29 protein-coding genes are annotated in these 25709 nt (G+C 57.7%); 15 read left to right on the top strand and 14 right to left on the bottom strand.

Annotation, left to right across the window (positions count from 1 at the left end; all coding sequences use genetic code 11):
• Positions 1-29: 29 nt before the first annotated feature.
• Complete coding sequence (locus tag C1Y43_RS03600) at positions 30-1697, bottom strand: methyl-accepting chemotaxis protein (protein WP_104187019.1); 1668 nt, start codon at positions 1695-1697, stop codon at positions 30-32.
• A gap of 116 nt (positions 1698-1813) precedes the next feature.
• Between C1Y43_RS03600 and C1Y43_RS03595 the strand changes: the two genes are divergently transcribed.
• Positions 1814-2263 carry a DUF4385 domain-containing protein gene (locus C1Y43_RS03595; protein WP_021508397.1) on the top strand — a complete coding sequence of 150 codons (450 nt, stop codon included), beginning with the start codon at positions 1814-1816 and terminating at the stop codon, positions 2261-2263.
• On the opposite strand, the gene rimO is transcribed toward C1Y43_RS03595, so the two are convergent.
• From rimO to C1Y43_RS03580, 3 genes are all read right to left on the bottom strand, one after another.
• Positions 2260-3585: a 30S ribosomal protein S12 methylthiotransferase RimO gene (gene rimO / locus C1Y43_RS03590; protein WP_104187018.1), complete on the bottom strand. Its 1326-nt coding sequence runs from the start codon at positions 3583-3585 to the stop codon at positions 2260-2262. The two genes, C1Y43_RS03595 and rimO, sit on opposite strands and share 4 nt — an antisense overlap.
• A 126-nt stretch (positions 3586-3711) precedes the next feature.
• Complete coding sequence (locus C1Y43_RS03585; RefSeq protein ID WP_021508395.1) at positions 3712-4077, bottom strand: helix-turn-helix domain-containing protein; 366 nt, start codon at positions 4075-4077, stop codon at positions 3712-3714.
• 73 nt (positions 4078-4150) lie between these two features.
• Positions 4151-4411: a type II toxin-antitoxin system RelE/ParE family toxin gene (locus tag C1Y43_RS03580; RefSeq protein WP_031279864.1), complete on the bottom strand. Its 261-nt coding sequence runs from the start codon at positions 4409-4411 to the stop codon at positions 4151-4153.
• 296 nt (positions 4412-4707) lie between these two features.
• On the opposite strand from C1Y43_RS03580, the gene C1Y43_RS03575 reads away from it, so the two are divergent.
• Both C1Y43_RS03575 and C1Y43_RS03570 read left to right on the top strand, forming a co-directional pair.
• Positions 4708-5343, top strand: coding sequence for a carbonic anhydrase (locus C1Y43_RS03575; RefSeq protein ID WP_021508393.1), 636 nt, complete (start codon positions 4708-4710; stop codon positions 5341-5343).
• 113 nt (positions 5344-5456) lie between these two features.
• Positions 5457-6590, top strand: coding sequence for a PQQ-dependent sugar dehydrogenase (locus tag C1Y43_RS03570; RefSeq protein WP_021508392.1), 1134 nt, complete (start codon positions 5457-5459; stop codon positions 6588-6590).
• 1 nt (position 6591) lies between these two features.
• Here the strand turns inward: C1Y43_RS03570 and C1Y43_RS03565 are convergent, their stop codons facing one another.
• Complete coding sequence (locus tag C1Y43_RS03565; RefSeq protein ID WP_021508391.1) at positions 6592-7248, bottom strand: HAD family phosphatase; 657 nt, start codon at positions 7246-7248, stop codon at positions 6592-6594.
• 274 nt (positions 7249-7522) lie between these two features.
• Between C1Y43_RS03565 and C1Y43_RS03560 the strand changes: the two genes are divergently transcribed.
• Positions 7523-8728, top strand: coding sequence for a serine hydrolase (locus C1Y43_RS03560; RefSeq protein ID WP_104187016.1), 1206 nt, complete (start codon positions 7523-7525; stop codon positions 8726-8728).
• A gap of 48 nt (positions 8729-8776) precedes the next feature.
• On the opposite strand, the gene ybjG is transcribed toward C1Y43_RS03560, so the two are convergent.
• From ybjG to C1Y43_RS03545, 3 genes are all read right to left on the bottom strand, one after another.
• On the bottom strand, positions 8777-9382 hold the full coding sequence (gene ybjG / locus C1Y43_RS03555; RefSeq protein ID WP_021508389.1) for an undecaprenyl-diphosphate phosphatase: 606 nt from the start codon (positions 9380-9382) through the stop codon (positions 8777-8779).
• Positions 9369-10124 (bottom strand): phosphatase PAP2 family protein, encoded by a 756-nt coding sequence (locus tag C1Y43_RS03550; protein ID WP_104187014.1) that lies wholly within the window; start codon positions 10122-10124, stop codon positions 9369-9371. The genes ybjG and C1Y43_RS03550 overlap by 14 nt, the downstream gene beginning before the upstream one ends.
• Before the next feature lie 201 nt (positions 10125-10325).
• The gene (locus C1Y43_RS03545; RefSeq protein ID WP_021508387.1) at positions 10326-12014 is read right to left on the bottom strand and encodes an aspartate:alanine antiporter; all 1689 of its coding nucleotides are present in this window, start codon (positions 12012-12014) and stop codon (positions 10326-10328) included.
• A 260-nt stretch (positions 12015-12274) separates the two neighbouring features.
• On the opposite strand from C1Y43_RS03545, the gene ybjM reads away from it, so the two are divergent.
• Positions 12275-12646, top strand: coding sequence for an inner membrane protein YbjM (ybjM, locus tag C1Y43_RS03540; RefSeq protein WP_104187013.1), 372 nt, complete (start codon positions 12275-12277; stop codon positions 12644-12646).
• 33 nt (positions 12647-12679) lie between these two features.
• Here ybjM and C1Y43_RS03535 read toward each other — a convergent pair whose 3' ends face one another.
• Positions 12680-12943 carry a GrxA family glutaredoxin gene (locus tag C1Y43_RS03535; RefSeq protein WP_010618314.1) on the bottom strand — a complete coding sequence of 88 codons (264 nt, stop codon included), beginning with the start codon at positions 12941-12943 and terminating at the stop codon, positions 12680-12682.
• 208 nt (positions 12944-13151) lie between these two features.
• On the opposite strand from C1Y43_RS03535, the gene C1Y43_RS03530 reads away from it, so the two are divergent.
• The 10 genes from C1Y43_RS03530 (at position 13152) to rlmC (ending at position 21884) form a co-directional block, all read left to right on the top strand.
• On the top strand, positions 13152-13403 hold the full coding sequence (locus C1Y43_RS03530) for a DUF1418 family protein (RefSeq protein WP_059008991.1): 252 nt from the start codon (positions 13152-13154) through the stop codon (positions 13401-13403).
• 12 nt (positions 13404-13415) lie between these two features.
• Positions 13416-14138: an oxygen-insensitive NADPH nitroreductase gene (gene nfsA / locus C1Y43_RS03525; RefSeq protein ID WP_058757789.1), complete on the top strand. Its 723-nt coding sequence runs from the start codon at positions 13416-13418 to the stop codon at positions 14136-14138.
• Positions 14139-14155: 17 nt separating this feature from the next.
• Positions 14156-15058 (top strand): 30S ribosomal protein S6--L-glutamate ligase, encoded by a 903-nt coding sequence (gene rimK, locus C1Y43_RS03520; RefSeq protein ID WP_021508383.1) that lies wholly within the window; start codon positions 14156-14158, stop codon positions 15056-15058.
• Positions 15059-15145: 87 nt separating this feature from the next.
• Complete coding sequence (locus tag C1Y43_RS03515) at positions 15146-15625, top strand: YbjN domain-containing protein (RefSeq protein ID WP_021508382.1); 480 nt, start codon at positions 15146-15148, stop codon at positions 15623-15625.
• Between the two features lie 372 nt (positions 15626-15997).
• On the top strand, positions 15998-17107 hold the full coding sequence (gene potF, locus C1Y43_RS03510; RefSeq protein WP_104187011.1) for a spermidine/putrescine ABC transporter substrate-binding protein PotF: 1110 nt from the start codon (positions 15998-16000) through the stop codon (positions 17105-17107).
• Positions 17108-17226: 119 nt separating this feature from the next.
• Positions 17227-18360, top strand: a complete 1134-nt coding sequence (gene potG, locus C1Y43_RS03505) for a putrescine ABC transporter ATP-binding subunit PotG (protein ID WP_021508380.1) — start codon at positions 17227-17229, stop codon at positions 18358-18360.
• 9 nt (positions 18361-18369) lie between these two features.
• Positions 18370-19326, top strand: coding sequence for a putrescine ABC transporter permease PotH (gene potH / locus C1Y43_RS03500; RefSeq protein WP_021508379.1), 957 nt, complete (start codon positions 18370-18372; stop codon positions 19324-19326).
• On the top strand, positions 19323-20168 hold the full coding sequence (gene potI / locus C1Y43_RS03495; protein WP_058757786.1) for a putrescine ABC transporter permease PotI: 846 nt from the start codon (positions 19323-19325) through the stop codon (positions 20166-20168). Before potH ends, potI begins: the two co-directional genes overlap by 4 nt.
• A gap of 66 nt (positions 20169-20234) precedes the next feature.
• A complete protein-coding gene (locus C1Y43_RS03490; protein WP_104092757.1) occupies positions 20235-20699 on the top strand; it encodes a YbjO family protein in 465 nt (154 codons plus the stop codon).
• Between the two features lie 48 nt (positions 20700-20747).
• Entirely contained in the window at positions 20748-21884 is a 1137-nt protein-coding gene (rlmC, locus tag C1Y43_RS03485; protein WP_104187010.1) for a 23S rRNA (uracil(747)-C(5))-methyltransferase RlmC, read from the top strand.
• Positions 21885-21947: 63 nt separating this feature from the next.
• Here rlmC and C1Y43_RS03480 read toward each other — a convergent pair whose 3' ends face one another.
• The 5 genes from C1Y43_RS03480 to artP form a co-directional block, all read right to left on the bottom strand.
• Positions 21948-22679 (bottom strand): arginine ABC transporter substrate-binding protein, encoded by a 732-nt coding sequence (locus C1Y43_RS03480; RefSeq protein WP_104187008.1) that lies wholly within the window; start codon positions 22677-22679, stop codon positions 21948-21950.
• A 154-nt stretch (positions 22680-22833) separates the two neighbouring features.
• Complete coding sequence (gene artM, locus C1Y43_RS03475) at positions 22834-23502, bottom strand: arginine ABC transporter permease ArtM (RefSeq protein ID WP_021508374.1); 669 nt, start codon at positions 23500-23502, stop codon at positions 22834-22836.
• A gap of 3 nt (positions 23503-23505) precedes the next feature.
• Positions 23506-24219 (bottom strand): arginine ABC transporter permease ArtQ, encoded by a 714-nt coding sequence (artQ, locus tag C1Y43_RS03470; protein WP_021508373.1) that lies wholly within the window; start codon positions 24217-24219, stop codon positions 23506-23508.
• Between the two features lie 6 nt (positions 24220-24225).
• Complete coding sequence (gene artJ, locus C1Y43_RS03465) at positions 24226-24957, bottom strand: arginine ABC transporter substrate-binding protein (RefSeq protein ID WP_021508372.1); 732 nt, start codon at positions 24955-24957, stop codon at positions 24226-24228.
• 15 nt (positions 24958-24972) lie between these two features.
• Complete coding sequence (gene artP / locus C1Y43_RS03460; protein ID WP_058757781.1) at positions 24973-25701, bottom strand: arginine ABC transporter ATP-binding protein ArtP; 729 nt, start codon at positions 25699-25701, stop codon at positions 24973-24975.
• Between the last annotated feature and the right edge of the window lie 8 nt (positions 25702-25709).

Raw genomic sequence — 25709 nt, 5'->3', positions numbered from 1 at the left:
GTCATTGATTTTATTAACACTTCAGCGCATCAAAACGTTTCCCAGTTATCGTTACCGTGGCTCACCGCCGCGGGCAGGGCGCGGGTCGGGGCGGGCACCACCGGTTTCACCATCCGCTCGGTTACCGCAGCGGTCGGGCGTGCGCCAGTGTTGAACCGTGCCACCGCTGATGACAGCCGGCTGGCCTGCTGCTCCAGCGATGCCGAGGCGCTGGCCGATTCCTGCACCAGCGTGGCGTTCTGCTGCGTCACGCGATCCATCTCATTCACCGCCTGGCCAATCTGGTCGATACCGCGGCTCTGCTCATCGGAGGCAGAGGCAATCTCGCCCATGATATCGGTGACGCGCGTCACCGCGCTGACAATCTCCTGCATGGTATCGCCAGCGCTGCTGACCTGCTGCGAACCGAGGTCCACGCGCTGCACGGAGTTTTCAATCAGCAGTTTGATCTCTTTCGCCGCCTGCGCGCTGCGCTGGGCCAGGTTGCGCACTTCGCCCGCCACCACCGCAAAACCGCGCCCCTGCTCACCGGCACGCGCCGCTTCTACCGCGGCGTTAAGCGCCAGAATGTTGGTCTGGAAAGCGATACCGTCGATGACGCTGGTAATGTCGGCGATTTTCTTCGAGCTGTCCGCAATGTCGCGCATGGTTTTCACCACGCCTTCCACCACGTTACCGCCTTTATCGGCGGTGTCCGACGCGGTTTTCGCCAGCTGCGTGGCCTGACGCGCGTTGTCAGCGTTCTGCTTCACGGTCGCGGTCAGCTGTTCCATGCTGGCGGCGGTCTCTTCCAGTGAGGCAGCCTGCTGTTCGGTCCGCGCCGAGAGATCATTATTACCGTTGGCGATGGCACTGGCGCTGCCAAAAATGGCATCCGCGCTGTCGCGCACGTTATTAATGGTACCAAGCAGCGCCTGCTGCATATGATTCAGGCTGGCGGCAATGGCCGCCATTTCACTGCGGCCTGCCACCTGCAGGCTGGCTGACAAATCGCCTTCGGCAAAGCGCTCGATCTGCTGCTGCACCTGCTGCATCGGTGCCAGCAGCACGCGGCGTACCAGCGTCCATACCGCCGCCACCATCAGCACCACCACCAGCGCGATGACGGCAATCATGAGCAGCACCTGCTGATAGTTGCTGTCATTTTGCAGGCTGCGCTGATTGATCAGCTGCATGTTTTCATCGCGCCACTGCTGATAAGCCTGTTCCAGTTCATCCTGCGCCTGCTGCGCATCGAGGTTGCCGTAGGCCGCGTAGTTATTGGCTTTCAGAAACACGGCGGACTGCTGCAGCAGCGCGGCAAACGCTTTGAATTTATTGTCGATCAGATCGGCGGTCGACGCACTCTGGCCGTCGATGCGCGGATAGCTTCTATACTGATTGAAGTGCTGCTGCGCCGCTTCCAGCGAGGCACCGGCTGCCAGCAGCAGCTTGTTGATCGCCGCCAGCGACTGCTCGTCGGTCTGATTTTTCAGAATACGGATCGCCACGCGGTTGATGGTGACGCGGGTTTTCACCAGCGTTTGCCAGCCGTCGCCCAGCTCGCGCTGCTGATGAGACAACTGATTGCTGGCGGTGAAATTATGTTGTCCCGCGCGCAGCGAGGAGAAAAAGAGCGAGCCGGATATGGCCTGCATGGCTGTGAATACCACCAGAATAACCACAATGGCGGTCACAATTTTCATCTTGTTGAACATGTGAGCATCTCTTAGCAAATGAGCCGGTAGTTATGTTATCGGTGGAAAAAAGCATCACTAAAGTGCGGCAGCGAAATAATTCACCGCAGTAATGGTTACGGACAGGAGGCCAGGGGATGAAACCCTTCAATTACCAGCAGGATTTTAAACAGCTCGACTTCCGTCAGCATCCGGAGCTGTATCAGGTCGGGCGCGGCGAGCAGGGGGTGCTGATGGTGGAACCTTATAAGAGCGAAATTCTGCCGCACTGGCGCTTTCGCACCGTCGAGCTGGCGCAGCAGTCATCAGAAAAAATCATGCAGCTGTTCGAGGCGTATCGCGCGCAGGATGATTTTGTCGGTATGGATATGGCGCGCAAATTTATTCAGATGGGGTACACCCGCGCGCGCCGCTACAGCAATCATCAGGGCGGACGGAAATACGGTGCCGACGGCAAAGAGCTGCCGCGTACGGTAGAGAAAGAAAAGGCCGCTGCGGCGGCCGTGTTCAAAGCGTGCTGGGACCGGCTGCGCGCCGATAACGATTATCTGGCGCGCAAAAAAGCGCACCAGCAAAAGTACGGTTAAACGCGCGAGCCCCACAGGTCGTATTCGTCGGCGTGTTCGACTTTGACCCGCACCACCTCGCCGACCTTCACCTGGCGATCGCCATTCAGGTACACCGCACCGTCGATTTCCGGGGCGTCGGCCATGCTGCGGCCGACCGCGCCTTCTTCATCCACTTCATCGATGATCACCAGAATCTCGCGACCGATTTTCTCCTGCAGACGCTCTGCGGAGATCTGCTGTTGCAGTTGCATGAAGCGGTCAAAACGCGCCTGCTTGACGTCGTCCGGTACCTGATCCGGCAGCTGGTTAGCCGTGGCGCCTTCAACCGGGCTGTACTGGAAGCAGCCAACGCGATCGAGGCGCGCTTCACGCAGGAAGTCGAGCAGCATCTGGAAATCTTCTTCGGTTTCGCCCGGGAAACCCACGATGAAGGTGGAACGCAGCGTCAGCTCCGGACAGATTTCACGCCAGCGTTTGATGCGCTCCAGCGTGCGCTCAACCGCGCCCGGACGCTTCATCAGCTTCAGGATACGCGGACTGGCGTGCTGCAGTGGAATATCGAGGTAAGGCAGGATTTTGCCTTCGGCCATCAGCGGGATCACATCATCCACGTGCGGATACGGATAAACGTAGTGCAGACGCACCCAGACGCCGAGTTTCGCCAGCTGCTCACACAGGCTGACCATGCTGGTTTTCACCGGCGAACCGTTCCAGAAACCGGTGCGGTGTTTAACATCGACGCCGTACGCGGAGGTGTCCTGCGAGATCACCAGCAGCTCTTTTACGCCGGCTTCCACCAGACGTTTAGCTTCATCAAGTACCGCGCCAATCGGACGGCTGTCCAGATCGCCACGCATTGACGGGATGATGCAGAAGGTGCAGCGATGGTTACAGCCTTCGGAAATTTTCAGGTAAGCGTAGTGGCGCGGCGTCAGTTTCACGCCCTGTTCCGGCACCAGGCTGAGGAACGGGTTGTGCTCGGGTTTTGGCACGTAAGTGTGCACGTGCGACAGCACCTGCTCGTAGCTGTGCGGGCCGGTGATCTCCAGCACTTTCGGATGCACTTCGCGGATCTGATCCACTTTGGCGCCGAGGCAGCCGGTGACGATTACTTTGCCGTTCTCGTTCAGCGCTTCACCAATCGCTTCCAGTGATTCCTGTACGGCACTGTCAATAAATCCACAGGTGTTAACGATGACGATCTCCGCATCATCGTAGCGTGGCACCACGTCGTAGCCTTCTGTCCGCAGCTCCGTCAGGATGCGTTCAGAGTCGACGAGGTTTTTTGGGCAGCCGAGAGAGACGAAGCCTACACGCGGCGGATTTTTGACATGGCTCATAAGGATAAAAATTCATCATAATTAAGGTGGACAGGAGCGCGATTGTACAGAGGTTGACGGGGAAAATGTATAGGGAAGCGCTGTCGAAATCAGAGAAAAAGGCCACGCAAACGGTGGCCGGGGGAATTACAGCAATAATTGTTCCGGACGGCAGCTGTAGAGTCGGGCTAAGCGCTCGCGCGTTTTTTTCTGTGGTTTACTCTCTTTGCGTTCCAGTTGGGAAATTGCACTTTGCGTGGTCCCTAATTGTTCGGCAACATACTGCTGCGAGAGGTTACGGTAAACACGCCAGGCCGCCTGCAGACTGATATCCTGGCTGAGCATAATGCCAACCACGTCATGCGGCACGGTTTCATCATCATGTTCATCCGCTTCAATCGCGAGGGTTGTCCAGTTGCTTTCCGCATCTGAAAGCAGCTTTTCATACTCCGCGACAGGCAGAACCACGAATTGCGGTTCGCCTGCTTCATCATAAATATACTGTTTTGACATACGTTATCCGGGTAGCGTCAGGTCGCGGCCAATGTCATCAGGTGCATAGCTGCGGGGTTTCCCCCGCAGAGTATCAGTAAGTATGAGAGGTTCTGCGTGCAACTTCTACAATCTCAAGAACGACAGGCTCTCCCTCTATCAACGCAAAGATAACCCGATAATCGCCCACCCGCAGACGGTAACGATTATCACTCTGCTGCAGCTTCCTGATGTCCAGGGCGACGGCCGGAAAGGCGATCAGCTGGGATGTCTTTTCAAAGATGCTTTTTTGATAGCGTTTGTCGATCTTCATCAGGTGTTTCAGGGCACGTTTAGACCAGGATACTTCAACCACAATGCACCTCTTTTCACCTGCCATCCCTGCAAGGGATAATTAGAAAATAAAGAGTAAATCTAATATTGTCAATCTAATAATCTTATATGTCAGGGCAGGGCGGTTACCTGGCGCAACATTTTGTTTGGTGTACGCTTAGTGAGCATGGCGGACATCCGGGTTGTGCAAGCGGGTCGATTTTGCTTAAATATCGGGTTGGTAATTGTAAGTTATTATCGACATTACAGAATTTTAAAGCGCGCCAGCGGTGAGTTTCTCTCTGCCGGGGCTGAAGTGGATAATGTGAGAGCAGACAAATGCAAGAGATCGTCAAAGGTTTTCTGAATTTTCAACAGAATGTGTTTCCTGAAAGGAAGGATCTTTTCAAGAGTCTGGCGTCCAACCAGAATCCTAAAGCTTTATTCATCTCCTGTTCGGATAGCCGTCTGGTGCCAGAGCTGGTGACTCAGTCGGAGCCGGGCCAGCTGTTTGTGATCCGTAACGCCGGTAATATCGTCCCGCCGTTTGGTCCGGAGCCGGGTGGCGTGTCGGCAACCATTGAGTATGCGGTGGTCGCGCTGGGCGTAACCGAGATTATTATTTGTGGTCACTCCAACTGTGGTGCGATGAACGCGATTGCGTCCAACGCCGATCTCGAGAGCATGCCGGCGGTTGATCACTGGCTGCACTACGCCAATGCGGCAAAAGCGGTGGTGGAAGAGCGCAACTACGAATCGGTTGAGAAACGCCTCAACGAAATGGTGAAAGAGAACGTGATTGCCCAGCTCAACAATATCAAAACGCATCCTTCCGTTTCGGTCGCGCTGCGTAAAGGCAAGCTGCGCCTGCACGGCTGGGTTTATGATATTGAAAGCGGCGGCATTATTGCCCTGACCAAAGGCGGTGAATCCTTCATTTCACTGTCGGAAAACCCGGAAACCTGCTTCGAATAATCTTGCCTGCTATCCGCCCGGCCACTGCGCCGGGCTTAATGTTTTGTAAATCCTGCACATCCTTTCTTACTGGCTGACTACCCTTAACGGCAGACTGTGAAAAGGAGAATCCCATGCGTTTATGGCGTGTTGCGCTGCTGGCTGGCGCGCTCAGCGGTTCCTTTACCGCGCTGGCGGCCGATGTCCAGGTGCAGGTGTTACAGGACAAGCTCGATCATCCGTGGTCGGTGGCGTTTCTGCCCGACCAGCAAACCCTGCTGATTACCGAACGTTCCGGACAGCTGCGCAGCTGGCAGCCGGGCCGGGGGCTATCGCAGCCGATTAGTGGCGTACCCGACGTGTGGGCCAACCGCCAGGGCGGTCTGCTGGATGTGGTGCTGGCGCCGGACTTCGCGCAAAGCCGTCGGGTGTGGCTCAGTTATACCACCGCCGATGACACCGGCCGTGCGGGCGGCGTAGTGGGTTACGGCACGCTCAGCGCGGATCTCCGTCAGCTGCAGGATTTTAAGGTGGTGCTGGAGCAAACGCCGAAACTGTCCGGCGGTGCCAACATCGGCACGCGGCTGGCGTTTGATCGCCAGGGCTATCTGTACATCGCGTTCGGCGATAACTTTGCCAGCCGCAGCGCGCAGCAGCTGGACAAACTGTCGGGCAAAATTGTCCGCCTGACGCAGGACGGCAAGGTGCCGGCGGATAATCCGTTTAACCATCGTCAGGGCGCACGCGCGGAGATCTGGTCTTACGGCGTGCGCAATCCGCAGGGGCTGGCGCTTAATCCGTGGACGCAGCAGATGTGGGAGAGTGAACACGGCCCACGTGGCGGCGATGAGGTGAATCTGGCGGCGAAGGGCAAAAATTACGGCTGGCCGCTGGCGACGTATGGCATTGATTACAGCGGGCAGAAAGTGCCGGAAGCGCAGGGCAGCGCCGTTGCCGGCACTGAGCAGCCGCTGTTTTACTGGCAGCAATCGCCGGCCATCAGCGGCATGGCGTTTTACAATAGCGCGCGCTTTCCCCAGTGGAAAAACTCGCTGTTTATCGGTGCGCTGAAAGATAAAAGTCTGATCCGTCTGCGCGTTAACGGCGAGAAGGTTGAAGAGGCGCAGCGGCTGCTGGGTGACCGTGGCGAACGCATCCGCGATGTTCGCCAGGGTCCGGATGGTTATCTGTATGTGCTGACCGATGAGGCCAATGGCAAGCTGCTGAAAGTCGGGCTGGCGGATGCCGCCAGCGCCGCGCGGGGTTAAATCAGCGCACCCAGTTACACACCTGCCAGCCGCGCTGCTGCGCTTCCTGCTGCAGCAGCGCATCCGGGTTAATCACCCATGCATGATCGGCATGCGACAGCAGCGGCAGATCGTTCATCGAATCGCTGTACGCCCAGGTGCGCTCAAAGCGTCGATCCTGCTGCAGCGCTCGCCAGTCGCTGAGTCGTGAAACTTTGCCTTCACGGTAAGTGGCGGTGCCGTAAATCTCACCGCTGTAGCGTTCATCGACCACTTCCACGCCAATCGCCAGCGCGCCGTGTACGCCCAGCCGTTCCGCAATCGGCACGGCGAGGTGATCGCCGCTGGCGGTAATAATCATTACCGTGTCGCCACGCTGCTGATGCCACTGAATGCGTTCGCGCGCGGCGGGAAAGACGCGCGGCAGGATATCGCGATGAATAAAGCGCCGCACCCAGCCTGCGACGGTGAGCGTCGCCATGCCGGTGAGCGGTGAGAGCGTGGTGCGCATGTACTCTTCAATCGACAGGCTGCCGGCGTGGTATTGCGCCATCAGCGCCTGCTCCTGACGAATGATCTCTTCCGGTGCAAACCCCTGCGAAACCAGCCAGCGCAGCCAGAGGCTGGTGCTGTCTTCACAAATCAGGGTTTCATCCAGATCGAAAACGGCTAAGTCCATCATGATTCTCCTCGGGCTGACTGGCATCAGGTTAGCGGAATTTTGTGACTGGCTTAACTGTTCTGCGAAAATTCGGAATTTCTCGCAATTTTTCCTCTGCCCTGACGCCCGCGCACTGGCAGCGCAGCGGCCTTAATGCCAGGGTTACTCTAACAAACTCTAAAAAACTTTACGGTCTGGCGGTTTTTTTCACCGGCGTGAACCGTTAGCGTTTGGTAAGACATGTCTTACCTGCACAAATCCGTGATTTTACAAGGACAATTGGGTCACGCTCATGAGAAAAACATCCCTGACTTCAGTCTGGCGGCCACTGGCGGCCAGTTCATTATTGTTGCTTTTCGTCCCTGTCACCACTCAGGCCGAGCAGGCACCGGCGGCACCGCAGATTGAGGCAAAGGCCTGGATTCTGATGGACTACAGCAGCGGCAAAGTGCTGGCAGAGTCCAATGCCGACCAGCGTCTTGATCCCGCCAGTCTGACCAAAATGATGACCAGCTACGTGGTCGGCCAGGCGCTGAAATCCGGCAAAATCACCAGTAACGACATGGTGACCATCGGCCAGGATGCCTGGGCCACCGGCAATCCGAAACTGCGCGGGTCGTCGCTGATGTTCCTCAAGCCGGGCGACCGCATCCCGGTCTCGGAACTGAATAAGGGCGTGGTGATCCAGTCGGGGAATGATGCCTGTATCGCGCTGGCGGACTATGTCGCCGGCAGTCAGGATGCCTTTATTGGCCTGATGAACAATTACGTTAAAGCCTTTGGCCTGCAAAACACCCACTTCATGACGGTGCACGGTCTGGACGCCGAAGGCCAGTACAGCACCGCACGCGACATGGCGATCATCGGCCAGCGCCTGATTGGTGATGTGCCGGAAGAGTATGCGCTGAACAGCGAAAAAGAATTTACCTTTAATAATATCAAACAGATGAACCGCAACCGGCTGCTGTGGAGCAGCAACCTCAAGGTTGACGGCATCAAAACCGGGCATACCTCGGGGGCGGGCAACAATCTGGTGGCTTCAGCGGTGGACGGCGATATGCGTCTGATTTCGGTGGTACTGGGCGCGCAGACCGATGCAATCCGCTTCCGCGAGAGTGAGAAGCTGCTGACGTGGGGCTTCCGTTTCTATGAAACCGTTACGCCGATTAAAGCGGATAAACCGTTTGCCCAGCAGCGCGTGTGGTTTGGCGAAAACAGCCAGGTCAGCCTCGGCGTGGCGAAGGATGCGGCGATCACTATCCCGAAAGGGCAGATGAAAAATCTCAAGGCCAGCTTTACCCTCAACACACCGCAGCTGGAAGCGCCGCTGAAAAAGAATCAGGTAGTGGGTACTATCGATTTCCAGCTGGATGGCAAAACCATTGAACAGCGTCCGCTGGTGGCGATGGAGGATGTACCGGAAGCCGGCTTTATTGGCCGTATCTGGGATTTCATTATGATGAAATTCAACGGCTGGTTCGGTAAGTGGTTCAGTTAATCTCAGGGCGGCGGGTCAGCCCGTGGCTAACCCGCCTGCCGGCGCAGTTTATCCGCGCACCCAGCCTTTTTTAATCGGCATCGCGAACAGGGCGCGGTAGAGTTGATGCGTCAGCGCCAGCATGCGCTGACCGTACAGCTGCCACGCCAGATGCGAAGCCAGACAGCCAAGCAACCCCACCAGAAAACCGCCCAGCATATCCAGCGGCCAGTGCACGCCGAGATACACGCGTGACCAGGCAATGGCGCTGCCAATCGCCAGCAAAACCACCCCGGACCACAGACGGTGCCAGAAAATAAACGCCAGTGCGAAGGTAAAAATTGTGGTGCCGTGATCGCTGGGATAGGAGTCATCAGCGGCGTGTGACAGGAACTGATGACCGAAGCCAATGGCGAACGGGCGCGGGTGTGGCAGCAGCTGGCCCACGCACCAGGAGATGCTCAGCGCATAAATCAGCGCCATGCCGGTTTTCAGCACCAGCGCGCGCTGCGACTGCAGCTGATCGCGCGGTCCCCACAGCCACAGGGCGACAATCAGCAACGGTACAATAGCAATCACATCTTTGGCGATAAAGGTCGCCAGGCTGAGCAGCCACGCGGGTGAATCCGGCGTGGCGTTAATCCATAAAAAGAGGGTGTGGTTAAGAGCTTCCATCACGTTTCCTCGTCCTCGTCTTGTTTACCCAAAAAGAAATTGCGGCAAAAATCAGCAGCTGGCTGAGCCACACCCACCAGCCCGCCCACAAATTGTGGGAGAAAAAGTGCGCACCACGCATCACCTGGCCATAGCCCATCAGCAGGCCACAGGCGATACCCATTGCCTGCGCCAGCAGCGCGCGGCGTGGACGCTCCGGCCACCACAAAAAAAACAGCGCCATCAACGCAAAGCCGCTGGAAGCATGGCCGCCCGGAAAGCACTGGCCCGGGCCACTGTTGGCCGGCACCGCCGCCAGCAGCGGAAAGCTCGCGGCATTGCCACCGAACAGCGCCAGATCCCACGGACAGGAGTGCGCGCTGTGCGCCTTCAGCATGCCCACCACCAGCGGCCCCATGCCAAACAGCAGGGCCACCAGCACGCGCCGGGCGTCACGCTGTTGCAGGCCGCGCAGTAACAGCAGCACCGCGCCAGCGATAATCACATCCTTCATCAGCCGATGGTTAATCAGATCCAGCCAGCGGTTGTGTTGCCACGGAAAACGCCGGGTGAGCGGATCAAACCAGCGCTGGCTGATGGCGATGTCGAGGCTTTCGTGGCGCGACCACCACAGAAACGCCAGCGCCAGAATTGCCAGCAAAATAAGGTTGATAGCGTAGAAGCGCGCGGACAGAGAATAAATAGCCGCGCTCCGAATCTCACTGCGGGTTGTTGGAGTGTTTAACTTTGATGAAAGTTGCATGAATATTTGCAAATAGCGAAACCAGAGTCACAGGGTGGCAAATCACGCTTAGGGAAACCTTAAGGGCGCGCGCGGCAGGCATAAAAAAACCCGCTAGCAGAAGGCTAACGGGCTCCTCAATTTGGGGATTTCAAAGAAAAGCAGTGGCACTTATTCAGACTGCATCGCGTCCGATTAGTTCTGACGCGTGTAAAAATATTTTTAAACAGGCAAAAGCGGCCAGATGATGACGATCAGCGTCCCCGCCAGCGTCAGCAAGACGTTGGCAATGGCGTAGGTGCCGGCATAGCCGAGCGCCGGAATGCTGCTGCGCGCGGTATCGCTGATGATCTCCATGGCCGGTGCGCAGGTGCGCGCGCCCATGATGGCACCAAACAGCAGCGCGCGGTTCATGCGCAGCACATAAGCGCCGAACAGATAGCAAATCACCACCGGTAACAGACTCACCAGCAGGCCGCTCAGCAGCATCAGCGCGCCCGCACTGCCGAGACCGTGCTGCAGCCCGCTGCCGGCGCTCAGGCCAACCCCGGCCATAAACACCATCAGGCCAAACTCTTTCACCATGGTCAGTGCGCCCTGCGGGATGTAGCCGAACGTCGGGTGGTTGGCGCGCAGGAAGCCGAGCATGATGCCGGCGAACAGCAGCCCGGCGGCGTTGCCCAGGCCAAAGCTGAAGTTGCTGAACTGGAAGGTGATCATGCCGATCATCAGGCCGATGATAAAGAAGGCGCAGAACGCCAGCAGATCGGTCATCTGGCTGTGAATAGCAATGAAGCCGATGCGATCGGCCAGGCTTTTCACCCGGCGCGCTTCGCCGCTCACCTGCAGCACATCACCTTTGTTAAGCATAATGCTGTCGTCGATCGGCATCTCAATCTGGCTGCGAATTACCCGGTTAAGGAAGCAGCCGTGATCGGTCAGTTTTAAATGGCTCAGGCGTTTATTCACCGCGTTGTGGTTTTTCACCACGATCTCTTCGGTGACGATGCGCATGTCGAGCAGATCGCGATCGAACACCTCTTTACCATTACGGAAACTGGCGTCGAGACGCGCATGCGCATCCGGATAGCCCACCAGGGAAATCTCGTCGCCGAGCTGCAGCACGGCATCACCGTCCGGGCTGGCGAGAATGCCGTTACGCCGCAGGCGCTCAATGTAGCAGCCGGTCTGACGGTGAATCCCCAGCTCGCGCAGGTTTTTGCCGCCGCTCCACTCAACCAGCTCCGGACCAACGCGATAAGCACGAATTACCGGCAGGAACACTTTACGCTGGCTGTCCGCATCCAGACCGCGCTCGCGCGCGATTTGCTGGGCGCAGGTCGGCAAATCCTGATGCTGCAGGCGCGGCAGGTAGCGTGCGCCGAAAATCAGGCTGACCAGCCCAATCAGATAGGTGAGGGCGTAACCTAGGCTGAGGTTATCCTGCATGCGACCCAGCAGCTGCGTGTCGCTGATGCTTTGCCGCAGCGTATCGCCTGCGCCCACCAGCACCGGCGTTGAGGTCATCGAGCCGGCCAGCATGCCGGCGGTGAGGCCGATATCCCAGCCAAACAGTTTGCCGAGCGTCAGCGCAATCAGCAGAGCGCTGACCACCATGACGATTGCCAGAAAGAAATAGTTCTTACCGTCGCGGAAAAAGATGGAGAAAAAGTTGGGACCGGCTTCCACCCCGACACAAAAAATAAACAGCATAAAGCCCAGACTTAAGGCGTCAGTATTTATCGCGAAGTGTTGCTGACCCAGAATCAGCGAAACCACCAGCACACCAATAGAATTACCGAGTTGTACGGAGCCAAGGCGTAATTTACCCAGGCACAGGCCGAGGGCTAATACGACAAATAATAACAGAACGTCATTTCCGCTTAACAATTCTGCGACGTTAATATTCACGGTTTAACTTCTTATTTACCTGTAACGGGTTGATGGGAGGGGATTTTTTCGCTATCTTGTGACGGCAGCGCACGGCCCGGTCACCGAATGTTCTTAATCTGTGACCCACATAAAGCGGCGCCATTCTAATCATAATTAACACCCTCAGCTATCAGCAGTTTTCATTCCTTCTGCCTTCAGCTGTTTCTTTTTATTTCCACGTAAGCGCATCAGGGCAGTTAAAAGTTTCAATATTGTTAACGTCAAAGTTGAGGAGAGGTATGTTGCAGCGCAATAATCGCTGGCCAGCATCGGTTCTGGGCGTGATGATTTATACGCTGGTGTTTATTTTTGCACATCATTTTTGGTCCGCCGCCGCGACGCAGGCGGTGCGTGGACAGCCGGAACTGCTGCTGTTTCTGCTGCCGGGCATCGTGATGGCGCTGCTGCAGCCGGACAGTCCGCTGATCGGCACCCTGTGGATCGCGCTGGGCGGGACGCTGCTGGGCATGATGTGGGTGTGGCTGGTGATGCCGATGACGCACAGCTTGCTGCTGGTGACGGCGTGGAGCCTGAGTGCTCTATTCTGGGCGGGGTGCGGTGCGCTGCTGGTGCGCCTGTTGCGCATTATGCTGGCGATGCGCACCAGCTGAGTGAAGCGAAGACGGGCCCGCAGGCCCGTCAGGTCAGGCTTCGATGCCGAGGTTTTCTTTGGTCCACGCAGCAAATTCGGTGTAACCACCGATGTGCTGGTCGTCGAGGAAGATCTGCGGCACGGTAGAAACCGGTTTACCGGCACGCGCTTCCAGGTCGGCTTTGGTGATGCCGGTCGCCTGGATATCGACGTACTGATAATTAAAATCGTCGCGCTCGCTGGTTAACTTCGTGGCTAACTCTTTTGCTCGTACGCAGTATGGGCAGCTGGAACGGCCAAAAATCACTGCAATCATTGCTTCTCTCCTTCCGCTGCTGTTTTGTGACTTGTCTCACATCACAGCGTGAATAATGCGTCACATCATGCCCGCCCATCCTGCTTAAGAAAAGCAGAAATTGCCTGTTACTCTAATGCGCGCTGTCTATACCCGGTCACAATGCCGTACTACAGTATTCGGGTATCACCTGCAGCAGAAACAGATGAACACTGAGGAGCCCTGAACCATGCGTAATCTGGCGACGTTGCCTAAACCCGTGCTACTGCTGGAAGCGCTGGGCGTGCTGGCAGTGATTGGCGCGCTGCTGCTGGTCAACGACTGGCTGGCGGCACCGGCATTCATGGCGAAAAAACCGCTGGCAACGCTGCTGTTTTTCCTCGGCATTGCGCTGATGCTGCCGGCAGCGTGGCTGATGATGTGGCGCACCGCAAAGGCGATGGCACCGCAGTTGTTCAATCACACCGACAAAAAGAAGTAACCGGAGAGGATTATGACGCCGACTATTGATTTGCTTTGCAGCCACCGTTCCATTCGCGCCTTTACTGAGCAGGGGATTGATGACGCCCAGCGCAGCGCGATTATCGCTGCGGCGCAGGCGGCCTCGACCTCCAGTTTTTTACAATGTTCCTCCATTGTGCGTATCACCGACCGCGCCCTGCGCGAGCAGCTGGTGCAGCTCACAGGCGGCCAGCCATGGGTCAGCGCCGCAGCGGAGTTTTGGGTGTTCTGCGCCGACTTCAACCGCCACCAGCAAATCTGCCCTGAGGCTCAGCTGGGCCGAGCCGAACAGCTGCTGCTGGGTTGTGTCGATACCGCGCTGATGGCGCAGAACGCCATGGTCGCTGCGGAATCGCTCGGTTTAGGCGGCGTGTTTATTGGCGGCATTCGCAACAGCATCGCGCAGGTGACGGAGCTGCTGGGGCTGCCGAAGTTTGTGCTGCCGCTGTTTGGCTTCTGCATCGGCCATCCCGACGCGTCACCGGACGTCAAGCCGCGCATGCCGCAGGCGATGCTGGTGCATGAAAACCGCTACCAGCCGCTGGATAAAGCAGTGCTGGCGCAATATGACCAGCAGATCACCGCTTACTATCAGCAGCGCGACAGCAATCAGCGCTCGGAAACCTGGAGCGAACTGATTCAGCGTTTGATCATTAAAGAAACGCGACCGTTCATGCTGGACTACCTGCATCAGCAGGGCTGGGCAACGCGCTAAGTACAGGGACTGCTGCAATGAAGATGGCCATTCTCACCCGTGACGGCGCGCTCTATTCCTGTAAACGCCTGCGTGAAGCCGCGGAAGCGCGTGGCCATCAGGTGCAGATGATCGATCCGCTCTCCTGCTACATGAATATCAACTCCGACTCGCCGGCGGTGCACTATCGCGGTGAGGCGCTCGGCCATTTTGACGCGGTGATCCCGCGCATTGGCACCGCCACCACCTTTTACGGTACGGCGGTGCTGCGCCAGTTTGAGATGCTCGGCAGCTATCCGCTCAACGAGTCAGTGGCCATTACCCGCGCACGCGACAAGCTGCGCTCGCTGCAGCTGCTGGCGCGCGAGGGCATCGACATGCCGGTTACCGGCTTTGCCTCGTCGCCGGATGATACGCAGGATGTGATCGCCATGGTCGGCGGCGCGCCGCTGGTGGTGAAACTGGTGGAGGGGACGCAGGGGATCGGCGTGGTGCTGGCGGAAACCCGCCAGGCGGCAGAAAGCGTGATCGATGCGTTTCGCGGTCTCAATGCGCATATTCTGGTGCAGGAGTTCATTAAAGAGGCGCGCGGGCGCGACATCCGCTGCCTGGTGATTGGTGACGAAGTGGTGGCGGCGATTGAGCGGGAAGCGAAAGAGGGCGATTTCCGCTCTAATCTGCACCGTGGCGGCAGCGCCCGCGCCGTCACCATTACCGATCAGGAGCGCGAGATCGCGGTCAAAGCGGCCACGACGCTGGGATTAGCCGTGGCGGGCGTGGATATTCTGCGCGCCAACCGGGGTCCGCTGGTGATGGAGGTCAATGCTTCTCCAGGGCTGGAGGGCATCGAAGGCAGCACCGGTTTAGACATTGCCGCCATGATGATCCGCTGGATAGAGCAGCACGCCTGTCCCGGTTATCGTCCGAAAACCGGGGGCTGAACCGCGCTTTTGCGCGGTTTTCGTGGCATCTGCGACTATTTTTCCGTAAGCTAAGGCGCTTATTTATTCACCCCACAGGATACAACGATGGATTCACTGGTCGTTCCTGACATCGACATGCTGCGTCGCTGGCTGGATCAACAAAATATCACCTGGTTCGAATGCGATGCCTGCCAGGCTTTGCATCTGCCGCATATGCAGAATTTTGACGGGGTGTTTGACGCGAAAATCGACCTGGTGGATAACGTTATCCTCTTCTCGGCGCTGGCAGAAGTAAAGCCCACCGCGCTGATCCCGCTGGTTGGTGAACTGTCGCAAATCAATGCCAGTTCGCTCACGGTGAAAGCCTTTATCGATATACAGGATGACAACCTGCCGAAGCTGATCGTCTGCCAGTCAATCAGCGTAAGCGCCGGCATCACCTTTGGTCAGTTCACCCACTTCATGAAGCAGAGCGAAGAGGGGATTTCGATGGTGATCATGGAAGCGTTCGCCAATCATCTGCTGATGATGGGCGAAGACGAGGAGCGTCCGCCGAGCGTCAGCAGCCACAGCATGCTGCACTGATTTTTCCCCTCCTGCTAACTGCCGCTTTTTGCGGCAGTTTTCATTTCAGGCCCACCACTTTTTATTCTGCATTTTGCCCTTTATTGCCAGATATTAGTCGTGCTTTATGCCGCTAGTGCCAGAGTGCATAGCAGAAACATGCATAACTTATCGCAAAAAGGCGTTTTTTAAGCTGGGATCTGGCACGCAGGAATCAGGGGGGCTATTCTTGCGGGGCTGTCTGATACGTGCAACTACGGCGCAGCTATAGGTTTTTGCTATTAAACTCCCGCTGAATATTGATTCATTGTGTGGCTGTAATTTAACAGACAACGCAACGACCGGATCGCGTGTATGCAGCGTTGTGATGACCCGCTCAGGAGGAAGAAAAACATGATCAACCAGTCAAAAAAATGGTTGTCAGGTGTGGTTGCAGGTGTGCTGATGGCTGCGGCCGTGGGCGCTCAGGCAGAGGATAAAACGCTGCACGTTTATAACTGGTCCGATTATATTTCGGCCGACACCGTGCCCAATTTTGAAAAGCAGACCGGCATCAAAGTGGTCTACGACGTGTTTGACTCCAACGAAGTGCTGGAAGGCAAACTGATGGCTGGCAGTACCGGCTATGACGTGGTGGTACCGTCGTCGAGCTTCCTCGCACGTCAGCTGCAGTCTGGTGTGTTCCAGGAGCTGGATAAGAGCAAGCTGCCTAACTATAAAAATCTCGATCCCGATCTGATGGCGAAAGTGGCCCAGCACGATCCGGGTAACAAATACGCCATTCCTTACCTGTGGGGCACCACCGGTATTGGCTATAACATCGATAAAGTCAAAGCGGCACTGGGCGCCGATGCGCCGGTGAACAGCTGGGATCTGGTGCTGAAGCCGGAAAACCTGGAAAAACTGAAGAGCTGCGGCGTTTCGTTCCTCGATGCGCCAGAAGAGATTTTTGCCACCGTGCTGAACTACCTCGGCAAAGATCCGAACAGCTCTGACGCGAAAGATTACACCGGTGCGGCGACCGATCTGCTGCTGAAGCTGCGGCCGAATATCCGCTACTTCCACTCTTCGCAGTACATCAATGACCTCGCCAACGGCAACATCTGCGTCGCCATCGGCTGGTCTGGCGATATTCTGCAGGCAAAAGATCGCGCGGTGAAAGCCAACAACGGTGTCCATCTCGGTTACAGCGTACCGAAAGAGGGCGCGCTGGCATTCTTCGACATGATGGCCATTCCAAAAGACGCGAAAAATCTGGATGCGGCTTATCAGTGGCTGAACTACATCATGGATCCGAAAGTGATTGCCGACGTCTCCAACAAGATGAACTACGCCAACGGCAACAAAGCGTCGCTGCCGCTGATCAATGCGGATGTGCGCAACAATCCGGGTATCTTCCCGACGCCGGAAGCGATGGCCAAACTGTTTGTGCTCAAGGTCCAGGATCCGAAACTGGATCGTGCGCGTACCCGTGCATGGACTAAAGTAAAAAGTGGTAAGTAATTCGTTCTGAACGGATTCCCTTATCGGTAAACGACAACAGAGGCGCGGTGCTGGCCTCTGTTGTGTCATTTAGCGGCTGGCTGTGCCGCGCTATCCCGCTTAGCGCCGGAGACATGTGAGTGAACGACGCGATTCCCCGCCCCCAAAATAAAACGGCTAAGGCGTTAACGCCGCTGCTGGAAATCCGCAACCTGACGAAATCGTTTGACGGCCAGCACGCCGTGGATGATGTCAGCCTGACCATTTACAAAGGCGAAATTTTCGCACTGCTGGGCGCTTCCGGCTGTGGCAAGTCCACGCTGCTGCGGATGCTGGCCGGCTTTGAAATTCCCAGCAGCGGTCAGATTGTGCTGGATGGTCAGGATCTGTCCCATGTGCCGCCGTATCAGCGGCCCATTAACATGATGTTCCAGTCGTACGCGCTGTTTCCGCACATGACGGTGGAACAGAACATCGCTTTTGGCCTGAAGCAGGACAAACTGCCGAAAGGCGAAATCAGCAGCCGGGTGGCAGAGATGCTGGCGCTGGTGCATATGGAAGAGTACGCCAAACGTAAGCCGCACCAGCTTTCTGGCGGCCAGCGTCAGCGCGTGGCGCTGGCGCGTAGCCTGGCGAAACGTCCCAAGCTTCTGCTGCTCGACGAACCGATGGGCGCGCTGGATAAAAAACTGCGTGACCGCATGCAGCACGAAGTGGTGGATATTCTGGAGCGTGTAGGCGCTACCTGCGTGATGGTGACCCACGATCAGGAAGAAGCCATGACCATGGCGGGCCGCATCGCCATCATGAACCGCGGTAAATTTGTGCAGATCGGCGAGCCGGAAGAGATTTACGAGCACCCGACCAGCCGCTACAGCGCCGAATTCATCGGCTCGGTGAATGTGTTTGATGGCCTGCTGCGCGAACGCCGCGACGAGGGCGTGGTGATCGACAGTCCGGGGCTGATGCATCCGCTCAAGGTGCAGACCGATGTGTCGATTGTCGACAACGTGCCGGTGCACGTGGCGCTGCGGCCGGAAAAAGTCATGCTGTGCGACGAGGTGCCGGCCGACGGCTGCAACTTTGCCGTCGGCGAAGTGGTGCACATCGCCTATCTCGGCGATCTGTCGATTTACCACGTACGGCTGCGCAGCGGCCAGATGATCAGCGCCCAGCTGCAGAATGCGCATCGCTACCGGAAAGGCGCGCCCACCTGGGGCGATGAAGTGCGCCTGTGCTGGGATGCCGACAGCTGTGTGGTCCTGACGGTTTAAGGAGGCGCTATGAGCCAGATTTCTCAACGCAGCGAGCCGGAGGTGGCGGGCACACCGCTGCAGCGCTGGGGCACGCGCATGAAAATGCAGCACGGTCGCAAGCTGGTGATCGCGCTGCCTTATCTGTGGCTAATCCTGCTGTTTATGCTGCCGTTCCTCATCGTGCTGAAGATCAGTTTCGCCGATATTGCGCGCGCCATTCCGCCGTACACCGATTTGGTGACCTGGGCGGACGACCAGCTCAACCTGGTGCTCAATCTGGGCAACTACCTGACGCTGACGGACGATCCGCTGTACGCCGAAGCTTATCTCACCTCGCTGAAGGTGGCGGCGATCTCAACGGTGATCTGTCTGCTGATCGGTTATCCGCTGGCGTGGGCGGTGGCGCACAGCAAGCCCTCTATGCGCACCATCCTGCTGCTGCTGGTGATCCTGCCGTCGTGGACCTCGTTCCTGGTGCGCGTCTATGCGTGGATGGGACTGCTGAACAACAACGGGATCCTCAACCGCTTCCTGATGTGGCTTGGCGTGATCGATCATCCGCTGATCATCCTGTATACCAACACGGCGGTGTATATCGGTATCGTTTACTGCTACCTGCCATTTATGGTGCTGCCGATCTACACCGCGCTGACGCGCATTGATTATTCGCTGGTGGAAGCGTCGCTGGACCTCGGCGCGCGGCCGCTGAAAACCTTCTTCAGCGTCATCGTGCCGCTGACCAAAGGCGGCATTATTGCTGGCTCAATGCTGGTATTTATTCCGGCGGTGGGCGAGTACGTGATCCCGGAACTGCTCGGCGGACCGGACAGCATCATGATTGGGCGCATTTTGTGGCAGGAGTTCTTCAACAACCGCGACTGGCCGGTGGCCTCGGCGCTGGCGGTGATCATCCTGCTGATCCTGATTCTGCCTATCGTCTGGTTCCACAAACATCAAAACCGTGAAATGGGGGAGAAGGGATGAATCAGCTACCGGTAATCCGCTCTCCGTGGCGCACCGCGATTCTGGCGCTGTGCTTCCTGTTCCTGTACGCGCCGATGCTGCTGCTGGTGGTTTACTCCTTCAACAGCTCGCAGCTGGTGACGGTATGGGAGAGCTTCTCGTTTCACTGGTATCGCGTGCTGTTCCAGGATGATGCGATGCTGGATGCGGTTGGCCTGAGCCTGACCATCGCGGCGCTGTCGGCCACCATGGCAGTAGTGCTCGGCACCATGGCGGCGGTGATTATCGTGCGCTTCGGGCGTTTTCGCGGCCACAGCGGCTTTGCTTTCATGCTCACCGCGCCGCTGGTGATGCCCGACGTGATCACCGGTCTGTCGTTGCTGCTGCTGTTCGTGGCGATGGGCAACACCTTTGGCTGGCCGGGCGATCGCGGCATGCTGACCATCTGGCTGGCGCACGTCACGTTCTGTACCGCCTACGTGGCGGTGGTGATCAACTCGCGGCTGCGCGAGCTGGATCGCTCAATTGAAGAAGCGGCGATGGACCTCGGCGCTACGCCGCTGAAGGTGTTCTTCGTGATTACCGTGCCGATGATTGCCCCGGCGATCATTACCGGCTGGCTGCTGGCGTTTACTCTGTCGCTGGACGACCTGGTGATCGCCAGCTTCGTCACCGGGCCGGGCGCTACCACGCTGCCGATGGCGATCTTTGCCACGGTGCGCCGCGGCGTCAATCCGGAGATCAACGCGCTGGCCTCGCTGATTCTGTTTGTGGTCGGGCTGGTCGGCTTTATTGCCTGGCGCTTTATGGCGCACGAAGAAAAACAGCGATTGCGCGATATTCAGAAAGCAAAACGTGGCTGAGTGACGCAACATTTGCCAATATAAGCAAGGCTGACTCTGTCAGCCTTTTCTTATGGAGCGCGCGCAATGTCGGAAACGTTGAAAAACCTGGTGTTAACCTCCACGCCCGTGCCGGTGACCATTGCCGGCAGCGCCATTATCGCCACGCGCTGTATCAGCGTGCTGATGCTGGCCAATGAGCTGGGCTATGACGAAATCGCCAATTTCGTGCACCGCAGCGCGCAGGCGTGGGACTCCACGCTAATTTTTATCGCCAGCCAGCTGATTTTCCTGTTTGAACTGCGCTGTGCCTTTACCCTGATGCGCGGCAGTAATGCCGGGCGCTGGGGCTACGTGGTCACACAAATCGTGGTGCTGCTGTACATGCTGATGGCGTCGGTGGGCTGGATCTATCCGGAGATTTTCAGCATTCCCGGCGAGAATAACGCGCAGATTATCCACCACACGCTGCTGCAGAAACTGCCGGATGTGCTGGTGCTGCTGCTGCTGTTTGTGCCGGCCAGCAGTCGCGCATTTTTCCGCGGCCGGTGATACAATCGGCCCCCGTTTTTGCTCCCGATTCTCAATACAGGCCTTTCCATGCATTGCGCGCTTTATCAGGCCGGTCGCTGTCGCTCATGTCAGTGGCTGGAAAAACCCTATCCGCAACAGCTGAGCGACAAGCAGACACAACTGACGCAGCTGCTGGACGGCATGCCGGTCGCCGACTGGCGGCCGCCGATCACCTCGGCGCAGCAGGGGTTTCGCAATAAAGCCAAGATGGTGGTGAGCGGCAGCGTGGAAAAACCGCTGTTCGGCATGGTGGCGCGTGACGGCGAGCCGGTGGATCTCTGCGCCTGTCCGCTCTATCCCGCCAGCTTCGCGGCGGTATTCGACGTGCTGAAACCCTTTATCGCCCGTGCCGGTCTGACGCCGTACAACGTGGCGCGCAAACGCGGCGAGCTGAAGTTTTTGCTGCTGACGGAGAGTACCCAGGGCGGCATGATGCTGCGTTTTGTCCTGCGCTCGCACAGCAAACTGGCGCAGCTGCGCGCCGCGCTGCCGTGGCTGCAACAGCAGCTGCCGCAGCTGCAGGTGATCTCCGCCAATATTCAGCCGGTGCACATGGCGATACTGGAGGGCGAGGAGGAGATGGCGCTGACGCCTGAGCAGGCGCTGCCGGAACGCTTCAACGACGTGCCGCTGTATATCCGTCCGCAAAGTTTCTTCCAGACTAACCCGCAGGTGGCGGCTGCGCTGTACGCAACGGCACGCGACTGGGTGGCGGAACTGCCAGTGCACAGCATGTGGGATCTGTTCTGTGGCGTTGGCGGCTTTGGCCTGCACTGCGCCACGCCGCAGATGCAGCTGACCGGCATCGAAATCAGTGCGGAAGCCATCGCCTGCGCGCAGCAGTCGGCGCAGCAGCTGGGGTTAGAGCAGGTGAGTTTTGCCGCGCTGGATTCCACGCAGTTTGCCACCGGGCATACGAGCGTGCCGCAGCTGGTGCTGGTCAATCCGCCACGTCGCGGTATTGGTGCAGAACTGTGCGCCTGGCTAAGCCGCATGGCGCCGGACTACATCCTGTATTCCAGCTGCAATCCCGCCAGCATGGCGCAGGACATTGCCCGCCTGGCCGACTATGACATCAGCCGCGTTCAGCTGTTCGATATGTTCCCGCACACCGCACATTTCGAGGTGCTGACGTTACTGCGTCGTAAGGGTGGAATCGCGTAGCGCCCGGCTGCGCTGAGGACGTGCAGAACCTGGCAGGCCCGGCGCCACGCAACTCCATAATGCTTATTCCGGGAACCACTTCTGATTGATCTGCTGCCAGCGACCGTTGGCTTTCAGCGCCGCCAGCGCGCTGTTCAGCTGTTGCAGCAGCGCGCTGTTGCCCTTGCGCACCGCAATGCCGAGCCCGGTGCCGAAGTAGTCGCTGTCGGTAATATGCTCGCCGACCGCGCTCAAATCCGCATTGGCCTTCAGCCACTGATTGACGACTGCGCTGTCACCAAATACGCCGTTGAGCCGGCCATTTTTCAGGTCGAGGATCGCGTTCTGGTAGCTGTCGTAGGCCACCGCAATCACTTCCGGATGCTTCTCCAGCAGGTATTTTTGATGGGTGGTGCCGTTTTCCACGCCGATGCGTTTGCCTTTCAGCTGGCTAAAGTCGCTATATTCACCTTTATGGGCGATGACAATCGCCGAATTGGCGTAGTAGGGCTGGGTGAAATCGACCTGCTTACTGCGCTCGGCGGTGATATCCATGCCGGAAATGACCGCGTCATAGCGACGGAATTTCAGCGAAGGAATCAGGCTATCAAAGGCATTGTTGGTGAAAGTGCACTCGGCCTGCATCTGCTGACACAGCGCTTTGGCGAGGTCGATATCAAAACCGACAATCTGGTTATTCTGATCGAGAGATTCAAACGGGGGATAGGTGGCTGAGGCAGCAAAACGAATTTTCTCTGCCGCATAAGTATTCATTGCCAGCGTTGCCATCACTGCCGCAACAATCCATTTTTTCATTATAAGGCTCCTGTAAACCATGCCAGAGGCGAAACGATTTACACGATGCCAGTTAATGCATTTGTATGCAATAAATATGATTAAAAATTTATTTCGCTATGATCAAATACAGTGAGGAAGGGCGCGGCGCTTTCCTTCGCGCCGCGTCAGACAATCAGTTGCGGCGCTCAAATGCCAGCGCGCGCTTCTCAACCAGGCGCATCAGCAGCGTCAGCAGGCCGTTAACCACCAGATAAATCAGACCGGCGGCAGCATACACGGTGACGTCGTAGGTGCGGCCATACAGCAGCTGGCCGTGGCCCATCACTTCCATCAGCGTAATGGTATAGGCCAGCGAAGTACTCTTGAACACCAGCACCACTTCGTTGGAGTAAGAGGAGAGGGCGCGCTTAAACGCGTACGGCAGCAGAATACGCAGCGTATCGCGGCGGCGCATGCCCAGCGCGGCGCAGGACTGCCACTGCCCGGCCGGTATGGCGCGCACCGCGCCGTAGAACAGCTGTGTGGTGTAGGCTGCGCTATTGAGCGACAGCGCCAGCATGGCACACAGCCACGGCTGCGACAGTAAATGCCAGAGCCACGGCACGTTCTGAATGCTGGGGAACTGGCCGGGACCGTAATAGATCAGGAAAATCTGCACCAGCAGCGGCGTGCCGGTAAACAGGGTGATATAGCCTTTGACCAGCCAGTTGAGCAGCGGCAGCTTCAGCGCCAGCACAATGGTGCACAGCAGCGCCAGCAGCAGCGCGGCGACCAGCGAGGCGGCCGTCAGCGTCAGGCTGGTATGCAGGCCTTTCAGTAGCTCAGGTAAATACGCCAGCATGCGTCAGGCCCCCCGCTCGAAACGCGTGGTACGTGATTCAATACGGCGCAGCACCGCCTGACTGAATAGCGTAATCACTAAATAGATCGCGGCAGCCACCAGATACCAGGTAAACGGCTCCTGGGTGCGCGTCGCAATGCTTTTGGTCTGCAGCATAAGATCGTTGACGCTAATCAGCGACACCAGCGCCGTATCCTTGAGCAGCACCAGCCACTGATTGCCGAGTCCGGGCAGCGCATGGCGCCACATCTGCGGCATAATCAGGCGGAAGAAAATCGCTGACTTTTTCATGCCCAGCGCCTGGCCTGATTCCCACTGGCCGGACGGCACCGCTTTCAGCGCACCGCGCAGCGTCTGAGAGGCGTAAGCCGAATAGAGCATCGCCAGCGCAATCACGCCGCACAGGAACGGGCTGACATCAAAGTTCTCAATCTGCATCTGCACCGGCAGGGTGAACAGGCCCAGATTGAGCTGGAAGCCGTCCGACAGCGTCAGCAGCAGCTGCGAGGCACCGAAATAGATAAACAGCACCACCAGAATTTCCGGCAGGCCGCGAATCAGCGTCACCAGCCCGGTACCGATCCACGCCAGCGGTTTCCAGCGCAGCGATTCCCAGCCAGCAAAAATCATCGCCAGCGCGAGGCCGGCGATCAGGGCACAAACGGCAAGGCCGACGGTCATGCCGGCGGCGCTTGCGAGTGGAATCATTTCATTCATCAGAAATTACTGCTGAAACCATTTGTTGTAGATGGTTTTGTAGGTGCCGTCGGCTTTGATCTTATCCAGCGCGCCGTTGAACTTCTGCTGCAGTTCGCTGTTGCCCTGACGCACGGCGATGCCGAGGCCGGTGCCGAAGTAGGCTTTGTCGGTCACTTTCTCACCCAGCGCGGCGAGGTTGGCGTTCTGCTTCAGCCACTCGTTAACCACGGCGGTATCCCCGAACACCGCATCAATACGGCCATTCTTCAGGTCGAGCACCGCATTCTGGTAGCTGTCGTAAGGCACGATAGTGATGTCGCTGTGCTTGTCAGAGAGGTATTTCTGGTGCGTGGTGCCGTTCTGTACGCCCACACGCTTGCCTTTCAGCGCCGCAACGTCCGCCAGCTTGCCTTTCTGCGCGATGAAGGTCGCAGAGTTGTCGTAGTAAGGTTTGGTGAACAGCACCTGCTTTTCACGCTCTGGCGTGATATCCATGCCGGCCATCACCGCGTCAAAACGGCGGAATTTCAGGCTGGGGATCAGGCTGTCGAAGGCCTGGTTGGTAAAGGTGCAGGTCGCATCGATCTCTTTGCACAGCGCATTGGCCAGATCGACGTCAAAGCCCTGGATTTTGTTGTCGGAGTCGACAAATTCAAACGGCGGATAAGACGCCTCGGTCGCGAAACGCAGGGTTTGCGCGGCAGAAGCGCTCAGGCTCAGGCTGGCAAGCAGTGCAGCAAGTACAACTTTTTTCATTAGAAGCATCCTGACTTAGTGCGAAAGATAATGAGCAAACGCCTCGGTTTGCGGCTGTGTAAAGTGGCTGGCATCGCCCTGTTCAATGATGCGACCGTTCTCCATGTACACCACCTGGCTGGCGGTTTTGCGCGCCACCTCAACTTCGTGGGTGACAATCACCTGCGTGATCTGCGTCTGCGCCAGCTCACGAATGATGCTGACGATCTGCGCCGTGATCTCCGGGTCGAGCGCGGCGGTCGGTTCATCAAACAGCAACACCTGCGGCTCCATCATCAGCGCGCGCGCAATTGCCACGCGCTGCTGCTGGCCACCGGAAAGGTGCAGGGGAAAACGATCGGCGTACGGCGTCAGGCGCAGGCGTTCCAGTAGTTTATCGGCGCGCGCGCGTGCCGCATCTTTGCTGAGCCCGAGCACACGACAGGGTGCTTCGATCAGGTTCTGCATCACGCTGAGGTGCGGCCACAGGTTGTACTGCTGGAACACCATGCCGACATTCTGGCGCAGTTCGCGAATCGCGTTGTCGGACGGCGTCTGGCTGAAATCGAAGTGGTTGCCGGCAATCTGCAGGCTACCGGAACGCGGCAGCTCCAGCAGGTTGAGCACGCGCAGGAGTGAACTTTTACCCGCGCCACTCGGGCCGAGCAACACCAGCGTTTCGCCCTGCGGGCAGGCCAGGTTGATATCGAACAGCGCCTGATGGGCGCCGTAAAAACAGTTGATGGCGTTTAGTTGAATACTCATGCGCAAAA

The organism is Pantoea sp. ICBG 828 (assembly GCF_002928355.1).
Classification (GTDB): domain Bacteria; phylum Pseudomonadota; class Gammaproteobacteria; order Enterobacterales; family Enterobacteriaceae; genus Pantoea; species Pantoea dispersa.
This window is presented reverse-complemented; position numbering and strand designations above follow the sequence as displayed.